This window comes from Lacticaseibacillus salsurae, from assembly GCF_045862175.1.
In the GTDB taxonomy this organism is placed as follows: Bacteria; Bacillota; Bacilli; order Lactobacillales; family Lactobacillaceae; genus Lacticaseibacillus; species Lacticaseibacillus salsurae.
Map to the genome: position 1 here is coordinate 61,283 of NZ_BAAFZI010000008.1, position 10,675 is coordinate 71,957.

At 49.6% G+C, this 10,675-nt stretch carries 9 protein-coding genes; 2 read left to right on the forward strand and 7 right to left on the reverse strand.

Annotated elements, in window-relative coordinates; all coding sequences use genetic code 11:
• Positions 1 to 72: 72 nt before the first annotated feature.
• On the reverse strand, positions 73 to 699 hold the full coding sequence (locus ACKTSG_RS04605) for a type 1 glutamine amidotransferase (RefSeq protein WP_407892409.1): 627 nt from the start codon (positions 697 to 699) through the stop codon (positions 73 to 75).
• Positions 700 to 705: 6 nt separating this feature from the next.
• Positions 706 to 1,449 carry a TIGR02452 family protein gene (locus ACKTSG_RS04610; RefSeq protein ID WP_407892411.1) on the reverse strand — a complete coding sequence of 248 codons (744 nt, stop codon included), beginning with the start codon at positions 1,447 to 1,449 and terminating at the stop codon, positions 706 to 708.
• 134 nt (positions 1,450 to 1,583) lie between these two features.
• Between ACKTSG_RS04610 and ACKTSG_RS04615 the strand changes: the two genes are divergently transcribed.
• Complete coding sequence (locus tag ACKTSG_RS04615) at positions 1,584 to 2,948, forward strand: hemolysin family protein (RefSeq protein ID WP_407892412.1); 1,365 nt, start codon at positions 1,584 to 1,586, stop codon at positions 2,946 to 2,948.
• A 68-nt stretch (positions 2,949 to 3,016) separates the two neighbouring features.
• Entirely contained in the window at positions 3,017 to 4,822 is a 1,806-nt protein-coding gene (locus ACKTSG_RS04620) for a hypothetical protein (protein WP_407892414.1), read from the forward strand.
• Positions 4,823 to 5,262: 440 nt separating this feature from the next.
• Here ACKTSG_RS04620 and ACKTSG_RS04625 read toward each other — a convergent pair whose 3' ends face one another.
• The 5 genes from ACKTSG_RS04625 to ACKTSG_RS04645 form a co-directional block, all read right to left on the reverse strand.
• Entirely contained in the window at positions 5,263 to 5,937 is a 675-nt protein-coding gene (locus ACKTSG_RS04625; RefSeq protein WP_407892416.1) for an ABC transporter ATP-binding protein, read from the reverse strand.
• Positions 5,938 to 5,947: 10 nt separating this feature from the next.
• Entirely contained in the window at positions 5,948 to 7,411 is a 1,464-nt protein-coding gene (locus tag ACKTSG_RS04630; protein ID WP_407892417.1) for an ABC transporter permease, read from the reverse strand.
• 149 nt (positions 7,412 to 7,560) lie between these two features.
• Complete coding sequence (locus ACKTSG_RS04635; RefSeq protein WP_407892419.1) at positions 7,561 to 8,646, reverse strand: hypothetical protein; 1,086 nt, start codon at positions 8,644 to 8,646, stop codon at positions 7,561 to 7,563.
• 3 nt (positions 8,647 to 8,649) lie between these two features.
• On the reverse strand, positions 8,650 to 9,519 hold the full coding sequence (locus tag ACKTSG_RS04640; RefSeq protein ID WP_407892421.1) for an ATP-binding cassette domain-containing protein: 870 nt from the start codon (positions 9,517 to 9,519) through the stop codon (positions 8,650 to 8,652).
• Positions 9,516 to 9,887: a GntR family transcriptional regulator gene (locus tag ACKTSG_RS04645; protein WP_407892423.1), complete on the reverse strand. Its 372-nt coding sequence runs from the start codon at positions 9,885 to 9,887 to the stop codon at positions 9,516 to 9,518. Before ACKTSG_RS04645 ends, ACKTSG_RS04640 begins: the two co-directional genes overlap by 4 nt.
• Positions 9,888 to 10,675 lie beyond the last annotated feature (788 nt).

Genomic DNA, 10,675 nt, shown 5'->3' on the forward strand with positions numbered 1-10,675 from the left:
ATGTGTTCTCACATCAGTCGCGTTAAATTCGATTTAAAATGCTGGCGGTTCAGTCGGGTCACCCTACTTGAACTACAGGAATACTTCGTCTAACAAGCCATTTAATTCAGTGACGGCGGCGATTTGCTCCATGTCATTTAACGCAGGCAAATCGGCAAATTCGCTATGCGCGATCATGGCTGCTTGTTGCTTAGGGGTGAATTCCAAATGAAATTGCACGCCCATGATGCGGTGATGATAAGAGAAACCTTGATTGGTCACGGCTTGGTTGGTGTAGCGGATCGTGGCCCCAGGCAATTGGCCCATGCCCATCATGTGCCACTGAAATACTGCCAATTCGCTGCCATCAGGGCGGGTGACGGTGCCGCGGCCGAGTTCTGGAAGTGGCATTGGCAAGACTGGCGTGCCAAACGCGCGCACGATTTGTTGGGCGCCTAAGCAAATGCCAAACACTGGGCGGCCGATTTTATCCATACTGCGGATCAAAATACGCTCAGCAGCAAGCCAGGTATGATCATCGTCGACATTTTGCGGGCCGCCGAGTAAGATCAAGCCGTCTAGATCATGTGCATTGATCGGCGTGAGGTTGTCGCCAAGATCTGGGCGCATGACCTTTAATTGAATATCTTGGGCAGCTGCCCAATCGAAGATCAACCCAGGATCTTCATTGTCTTCGTGTTGTAAAACCAAAATTTCCATTGTTGATTACTCCTGATTTCTTAAGCCTTTGACAAATTGCCCATAAATGTCGCCATGCGGATCATACAGCGCAAACACCACTTCATCCCAAGCGCCGTTGAATTCGCTGCGCCGCAATGCTTGCCCAAACAAACGCCCGACAGCTTGTGGCGGATTGCCAAACACCCCGCAACCAAACGCCCCTAAAATCGGGGTGCGCACGCCATTAGCTTTAAAAGCCCGCAACGTTTGTAAGATCTTGTCGGCAATATCGGCCAAGGCTTTGGCTTGATCCAAATTCGGGTAGCGCCGCAAATTCGGTGCCGCAACGGTGACGATATCGACATATTTGCCGACCAAGCGTTGGCCTTCATGATCAAACACTTGGCGCACATGTTGCGAATAGATCAAATTCGGCGTGTTCAACCCGCCATTGGCATCGGCGCGATTTGGCGCATAATAGCTGGACTCAAATTGACGCAACGCCGGCACCAAATATGTGCCTTTGGCGATGCTTTCTTCTTGGGCTTTGGCGCCAAATTCCACCCCGCCGCCAGGATTGGTGGGACTGGCGAAATTCATCACGCCCACATGTTCAAGCGGTTCCGACATCACGGCAAACACATCGGCATTGATCGCGCGCCAAGCGGCTTTTTTGCGGCCAAGCGCTGGGGTCTCAGGTAATGGTGCCGTGATCAAGCGACTTGTCGGCCACTCTGGGTCGGCTTTAAATGCGGCCATAGTTTGGCGAAACATTTGGATCTGATTCATCGCAATGCTCCTTATCGACAGCTTTTCTCCAGCATACCACAAGCCGCGCGTGAAGTTTCTGTAAACTGCTGTTATATTGCGCGCGGCAATGCTAAAATGGACGTAATTTACAATTAGAAATGGGGAATGTTTGAATGGACAGTGGCCAAGTCGCCTCTAACCTACTGGTGATGGTCGTCACCTTCTTATTTGCCGCCTTTTTTGTGGCAAGTGAGTTCGCGCTGGTGCAAAGTCGCCCAAGCGCGCTAGAGGAACTTTTAGATGCGGGTGCAGGCAACCGTAAAAAGTTGAAACGCGCGCTTAAGATGGTCCACAACTTAAACGAGTATCTTTCCACCACCCAAGTCGGGGTTTCCGTCGCTGGGATCATTTTAGGGTGGATTGGGGAAGAAACCGTTGAATTCTTACTTTTAGACCTGCTCAAATTAACGCCGCTACAATTACCTAACGGGAGCTTGCATATTGTCGGCGCGATTTTTGGGGTATTGATTTTAACTTACTTAGAAGTGGTGTTAACGGAAATCGTGCCGAAGAACGTGGCCATCGATTTGCCGATCAAATCCTTGATGTTTGTGGTCACCCCACTACATTACTTCCATATTATCTTCTATCCGTTTGTTTGGTTGTTGAACTCGTCGGCCACAGGCATCGTGCGCTTGATCGGGATGAAGCCCGCTGATGAAGGCAATGAAGTCTTCACCCAAGCGGAAATTCTCAACTTGTCCAAAGCCGCAGTCGGCTCTGGGGAAATGGATCAAAACGATGTCACCTACATGCAACGCGCCTTTGACCTCAACGACAAAGAAGCACGTGACGTGATGGTCGATCGCACCAGCTTGGTGGTCATCGACATCGATACCACCGTCAAAGAAGTCATTCGCGATTACTTAACGGAAGGCTATTCGCGCTTTCCAGTGGTCGCTGACGGGGATAAAGATAAAATTTTAGGTTATGTCTACATTTACGATTTGGTGCGTCAAGCCCGCGTCGATGATTCTGTCCGGGTGTCCAAGATTTTACGGACAATCGTCACGGTTCCAGAAGGCATGCCGATTCACAACATTTTGCAACAAATGATCCGCAAACAAACGCCGATCGTCGTGGTCGTCGATGAATACGGTGGCACCAGTGGCATCGTCACGGATAAAGATATTTACGAAGAATTATTCGGGACGGTCAAAGATGAAATCGATGATGTGTCGGATGAATACATCATCAAAACCGACAAAGATGACGTCTTCAAAGTGTCTGGGAAAACCACGCTGTATGACTTTGAACGCTTCTTTCACACTAAGCTCAAAGCGTTTCAAGAATCTGACATCGTCACCATCGCCGGCTATTTAACCGAAGAACATCCTAACATCAAGCTTCATGATGAAATTAAAATCGATCGCTACACCTTCACCGTCACCGACTTCGCGCGGGGCTTTGCCAATTGGTTTGACGTCACCGTCGGCCCGGAATTGCCACCAGTCGAAGATGACGAAGAAGATGAATAATTATCAGCCGCTGCAGTCTTTACAGGGGCTTTTTTGTTATACTGGGTAAAATACTGGAGGAAAAAAATATGTTGGGCTTATTTTTAGGGATCACCTTGCGCTTTTGTGCGCTAGGGCTACTACTGGGTGCAGGCGGGGGCTTGTTTTTGACCTGGCACCATCAGCAAAAATCGGCAATCGGGATTTGGGGCTTCACGGCGGTTTGGTTTCTCTTTTACGCCGCGTTCGTGTATTTCACCTTACCCACACCAAGTCTGGCGTCGACCATTTCCGCAAACTTATTGAACGGCTTGGTGATTGCCATTGTCTTGGCCTTGTTCGGCGGGCAGTTGCAGTTCAAACAACTGTTATCTTCTAACAGCAAGCACAGCAAAACCAAAGTCGTCAACGCAAAAGTCGCGCCTTTTGCCCAATTGGCCGCGATGTTGTTGATCGCATGGTTAGTCGCCAGTGGCATCTTTGCCTTTCTAGGCATTAAAGACGCCAAATCTGTGGCCACCAGTGCCCCAATCACCCAAGTCGCCACCACTAAAAACGCGCCGTTGCCTGCGGTAGCCACGGCTAAACAAGCGCCAGTCGTCAACACGCCTCAAACCGTTTTGACGCAAGTGAATAATTCACTATCCAATATTAAAAACGCCAACGTCTATGATGTCCAACATGTCCGCGCGCAAATCAATCACGGCCAGTTGGTGTATGTCGCCCCGTTAGCCTTTGACGGCAGTTTCTTTCGGTATTTACGCTATCGGCAAGTCGACGGGTATTTTGTCACCAATGCCACTAGCAAAACCGCACGCCCGCAATTTGTGAAGCGGGCTATGGCCTACACGCCAGAAGCCTATTTTGCCAAAGATGTCCGGCGGAAAATGTATGCCGCCACGGCTAATTCTGGTTATGTTTTGATGGCCAACGCCCCGCAACTGGAAATTTCTGAAAATGGCACCCCTTATTATGTGGCGACCTTAATCAAACGCTTCGGCGCCACCAATCGCCAAGACTTCCGCCATAAAGCCGTCGTCACCGTCAACGCTGTGTCTGGCGCCTTGAAATATTATCGTGATCTCAGTAAGAAGCCATCATGGCTTGATGTGGCCATAGACCCCACCAGCGCCAGTGAACAAGTTGCCGCTTGGGGCAGCGACCGCAACGGCTGGTGGAATGCCAATGGCTGGGGCGGCGCGCGCAATGGCGTGATGGTGTCAGTCGCCGGCGCTGGGACGGAAGGTGATGATAATTCCGTGACCCCAGTGATGTATAACGGCCAGATTTTTTATCAACAATCGCTGACGTCGGCTAAATCTGCGCAAACTTCCGTGATGGGTTATGCCTTCACCGACGCAGCCACCGGTAAAACCACCTATTATCGCGAAACCGAAGACGCGATGACCCCAGACCGCGCCCAAAAGCTCGCCCGTGATATGATGAAACAAACCGGCTGGAAGCCAAAGATGCCCATGCTCTATCGCATCGACCACCGCCCGACATGGGTCGTTTCAATGTTAGATTCCTCGAATGCCTTTCGCAGTTACGTCTATCTGCAAGCCAGCGGCAACGGGACGTCAAGCACGGTTGCGACTGGTGAGTCCGCCACCGCTGCGTTGGCAAAATATCGCGCATTATTTGGTGAAAACCCGACAGCCGCAGCCACCACTGGCAAAAAGCAAGCGGTGCGTGGCACCGTTGTTCGCACTAGTTTAAGTAACAGCACGTTGTACTTCTTATTAAAAGGCGATACGCGTGTCTATGCCGTGGCCTTAAAAGATGATGCCACTGCCCGCTTCATCCAAGCAAATGACCAGTTGCAATTCACTGCTCGCGTCACCAAAACCACGGGTAGCGTCATTGGGAAAATTACCAACTCGACTTTGAAATAATCACCAAACCTCGGTACTGAACGCATTCGTCAATACCGAGGGTTTTTGTTTTGGTCATTGATACTAACCGAGAAATCTGTGGGCGGAAGCGGCTTGGCAGAGCGGAGGAAAATTGGACAATTGCCTGTGAAAGTGAAATCAAGTGAAACGCCGATTTGTGGCGGTTTGCGCGGATTTCACCGGCAAAAATCAAGACAAGTGGTTTTCTTGGCTCGATTTTTAGGCAAAGGAACATCGGCGATTTTTGCCGATTTCCGTAGCCGGCCGCACTGGCAACTTGTCCAGTTTTCCGCAGTGGCGCCAAACGCTTTCGCCCACAGATTTTTGGGCCGCTAGGCAATTGGTATATCTAACTTACCAAATGACCGCACCATTCAAAAAAGCAACCCCTGACCTGCCTTTGGGAATTAGGCAAATCGAGGGTTGCTTCTTTTAGTGATTTAGCTTTCGGAAATGGTTTTCTCCCAAGTGAACTGCTTGTGAGCTAAGCGAATCACCGCATCACAGCGGTTGGCGACATCAGATTCATGAGTGACGATGATGACGCACTTGCCGAGATCCTCGGCGATTTCTTGAAATAAGTTGATCACTGCGTCGGTATTTTCTTCATCCAAGTTCCCAGTTGGTTCATCGGCTACCACCAACGGCGCATCACACACCATAGTCCGGGCAATCGCCACGCGTTGTTGTTGACCACCGGAAAGCTTTTGAACATTCTTGGTCATTTGGTCTTCGGATAAGCCCAATTTCGCCAACATTTGCTTGGCAAATTCTTTGTCGCCTTTGTGCTTAGAATTTGTGATTGCCATGGCCGACATCAAATTCTCTAAAGCCGACATGTACGTGAACAAGTTATACGCCTGAAACACAATGGCGACATCATTTTTCCGGTAGTTGGACAAGCCGATACCAGCGATGTCGGCACCATTGAACTTGATTTTGCCACCGCGCGGCTTATCTAAGCCTGCCAACAGCGACACCATCGTGGTTTTCCCAGACCCGGATTGGCCGACAATCGCATATGAGTGACCGGCGGAAAATTCTAAGTCGACGTCTTTAAATAGCGCTTGGTCGGCGCTGGTGTACCAATAAGTTAATTTTTCTGTCGTTAACATCGCGATCCTCCTATCCGATCAAGACTTTCTTCGGCTGCAAGCGTAAGATGCCGCCAGCCCCGACTAAAATCGCAATGAAGATGATGACCAAACCGACGCCGATCAAAAGTAAAATCGCTTGTGGGGTCACTTGCGTCGACAACTTGGTTTGCTTTTGTTGCTGCGTGGCCATGGTTTGTGACTTGTTGCCCATTGCTTGACCACCTGGGGCGCCACCTTGACTGTTAGCAGAACCGCCAGGCATGCCACCCATTTGACTGGTCGAACTCGTCGTGGTGGTAGTTTGCGTAGAAACGATTTGTTGGGCAAGTTTATCCCCGACAAACTTGCCACCAACGCCAGCCACGCCGACGCCGATCACTAAGACGACTAACAATTCCACGAAGAATTGGGCAATGATTTTCATCCGGCTTTCGCCTAAGGATAACAACACGCCAATTTCATAGCGACGTTCGCGAATCATCAAAATCACGATCAAGGCTAAAATAATCGTCCCTGCGATCACCACCAGCCAAACAATTTTATTGGCAAAGCCGGTGACGGACTTCATGGAGGACTTGACCATTTGATAAGAAGCATCATCGGAGTTGATTGAATACTTGGAAGTATTGATCAGCTTCTTGGCTTGGGCTTTGACACTGGATACCTTAGAAGGGGTAGAAACGTTAAAGGTCACAGAATCCGCAGTTCCGGCATACTTGCTGCCTTTCAACGTGTTGGCAAAAGTCGTGCCCGTAAATACTGTATTGGCTGGGTCCGATTGGCCTGGGCCCATGGAAGCCGTGGCACTGGATTTGGCTTTATAAATGCCGACGACTTTCAAGGTGTAGGTCGATTTGCTCCCAGTGGTGGCTTTCAACTTAATGGTGCTGCCAACTTTCAACGAGTTGGATTTGGCTAAGTTGGTTTCGATGACGACGTTTTTGGTATTGGCATCACTGGCTTTCAACCCGCGCCCTGAGGTAATCGTGTAAGTACCCTCAGAGAAATTCGAGTTGGAGGCGGTGCTGGTGACCCCAGAAACCGTGATATCACCACTGGACGAGCTGGTGCCACCAGGCATTTTCCCGCCGCCAAAGCTCGAACTGGAACTCGACGTTTCGATGGCATCAAAGCCCTTGGCGTTCGCCGAAGTCGAAACCGTCGCTGAGTAGCTAGAAACACCGGACAACGCGGCAATTTGCTTAGCGGTGCTTAACTTCACCGGACTAGTGGTGAGTTTGGGCATCGACGGCTTGCCACTGGTCGTGCTCGTCGACGAACGCATTTTCTTAAATGCCGCATCTCGATTGGCACTCAAGGTCAACGTTGCCCCGACTGAGTCTTTAGCTTGTTGCGTCGCCGTGGTTGCGGCACTTCTGATCAAAAGGCCCGCCAGCACAAATAACATAATGGCACTGGTCACAAGAATCAACAGTGCGGTGCGGCCTTTTTTAAAGCGCAAGTTCAACCAGGCGCGTTTGACAAAATTCATAACAATCGCTCCCTCATTTAACAATAGGTTTAGCTTAGCGGAAACTCTTGCATAAATAAGTGGCAATTCGCGGCGAATCTGTGTGGAAAATGTGACTAATTTTCGACTATAAAAAAAGAAGGAATCAGCCGCGGCCAATTCCTACTTTTTTAGGCCGTCGTCAGCCGTCGATGATGCCAAAAGGCAATCCCTAACACAATTGCTAAGGTGACCAATTGAAACGTCAAGCTGAACGCTTCCAGATTGCCATGCTCATCAAAGAATAACTCTGCACTGCCCACTAAAATCACCCCGACGATGGCCGTTGGCACCAAGGCCTGGCGCAAGCGCAACCAGCCAGGATAATCTAATGACAAGCGCTGATAGACCCAATGGCCGCCAAACAGCGCCCCGACGGTCAACAACGTGGCCCCGATCATAATCGGCCAGTAACCAAGTTGTGGCATGTCCAACTTAAAGCTGCTATTAATCAGTTTGAATTGGACGGCGAGTAAGGACAAGTTCTGCACGCCCAGATAGCCTAAAATCATGCTGACGACACTCACCACGCCGACTGCCACTGGATTGGCGACGACTAAGCCGATCAACTGGCCTAATAAAATACCCATCACGGTCAACAGCCAGTTATAAGCGAAAATCGCCCATGCTGTTGCCGCAGACAAGCTGACGATGTCACTAGGAATATTCGCCAATAATAACGCCCAGTAACCGCCAAAGACAATGACCGTCGCTACTGTAGCTAAGCCGATCAACCCACTGGTCCGCCACCAATAATACCGCTGGCGTTTGACCCCTAACCCAAAGATAAAGCGATCAAACTGCCCCAAATGATCCCACGCCGCCACAAACGCCCCAATCAATAAAGCCGCAATCATGATCACGAAATCTACCACTTCGCCATTAGAATAGGCTGGTAAGATTTGGTGATTTGCTTCTTTTGGTGACATCCCCATATATTCCGCCGATTCTTGGGCATTGCGATAAATTTGCAAATTATCCTTTTGCCAAGCCGCAAATGATTTGATCGGTTCGCTATAATCTTTGGGATGTTTAAGATAATCTTTGCGCTCGGCGCGATATTGTTGACGCGATGCATAACCTTTTTCTGAGATGCCATTTTGATAACTGGCAATTTGCCCATTGGCTAACAGCGCCATCCACGCCGTCGCGGCAATCAAGACCAGCACGATCAAGCCGCGATAACGGCGCCACCACAACTGTTTGATGTTCACCATCCTTTAGCCCTCCTTTAATTCGCTGATGAAAAGATCCGCTAGCTGCAACGGCAGCGCCTCGTTTAACACCGGTTTGACCGCGTCGACTTCCGATTTAACGGTGTCGTTGTAATCTTCAAACAAAACGATCGCCACCCGACCTTGAATCGACAAAATGTGCCCGTTGGCTTTAATGACCTCGGGAATCGTTTTGCCCGAAAATACCATTTGGCGTTTGGACGCGAGCTTGCGCAAATCTTCTAAGCGAATGTCTTTGATCAAGGTTTCATGCTTGAGCATCAACGCCCGATCGGCTAGCCCGTCGAGTTCCCGCAGATCATGTGAGGCAATCAACACGCCGCGCTTGCCATCTGCGACCAAATCGATCACCAAGTCGACGATTTGTTGACGCACGATCACGTCTAACCCATCGAAGGGTTCATCAAACAAAATAAATTCGGCTTGACTGGCAATCGCCAACGCCACGCGCACCAAAGCTTGATAACCTTTGGACAACTGCCCATAACGTTGGTCTTTCAACTTGAAGCGATGCAACAACTGTGAATAAATCGCCAAATCAAAATTCGGATATCCCGCTTGAAACGCTTGTCCGACTTTGCCCAAGCGCCAGCGTTTAAAGAAAATGCCTTCTGCATCTAAATAAAATAAATCCGACCGCCGCGCTGGCACTTGGGCCAAGTTGGCGTCATTGACCAGGATTTTGCCTGCGTCTGGATGATATTGATCCACCAGCGTGCGCATCATCGTGGTTTTGCCGACCCCATTGCGCCCCACTAAGCCCACAATCTCGCCTGGAATTAATGTGAAGCTAATATCAGCTAATACTGGCTTTTTGAAAATTGTTTTGTCTAAGTGATCCACCACAACGTTCATGAAATCCCTCCTTTAGCAGCTTGTTGCAACCAGTCTTCTAATTCAGTTAACGGTACCCCTACTGTTAACGCCGACACGACCACCGCTTGAAACCGCGCTTGCAAACTGCCAAGCGTTTGCTCATCGGTGCCCGGTTGCTGTTCTGCCACAAAACTGCCGAGCCCCGGTTTCACCTCAACCACTTGCTGAGCTTCCAAAGCTTTATAGGCTTTGGCCACGGTGTTAGGGTTGAGCTGCCGTTGCTTGGCCATGTCGCGCACTGATGGCAGCTTATCGCCTACCGCTAATGCGCCATTGAGGATCTGCGATTTGATTTCCAGCACTAAGCGTTCATAGTAAGCCAAATGGCTGAATCTCGGATCATCCATGCGCCGCACCTCCTGATTTCGTATTACGTGTACTAGTATACACAGTACACGTAAAAGCGCAAGTTTTGTTTATGATGTCCGGTAGCGTAAGTGTGGTTTTCATCTTCCAGTTAGCGATACCAATGCCTCGCGGCCCGAAAATATCACTAACTTACAGATTAAAATCACCCATGGTTATGACGCGGGCAACAAGTTTAATTGCATACGAGCACTGGTATCACACATTTCGTAGCCATCAGGTGTCGGTGGTCTGGCCTCATCTAAGTGATTTGAAATTGGACTGAAGCTGGCCACAATGCATATTGAGAATGTTGTTAGCGGCTTGTCGCTTACAGCATTTCGCAGGTCAAAATCCGGCGAGTGGGGAACGTAGCGACACAGCTCGGCTAGTTCGGAGTCGGACCCTCTATATGCATCGTGGCCGGCTGGAAACCCAATTTCAAATCACTGTAACGGAACCAGACCCAAAACATACTTACACCTGGATTATTCATAGAATTTCAAAAAAGCAGCGCAATCCCATGATTCACACGGGACTGCGCTGCTTTGGTGTTTCACCCATTGGGTGCGCCTATATGCTAAGGTTGAGTCAACGAAAACCATCACGAAAGCGAGGCTTCACACCATCTCAACTTTAACCAGCTTATCCCTGCAATGCAATACCAATGTGACTGTGACCGCCGACGGCGGTCAACTTTCAAATGACGCCGGGCTCGTTTTGTTCCAAGAGTTTCTTCATCGTATCAACTTTAGGCAACTTGCCAATCAGTGCCTCAAGTTACCAGACC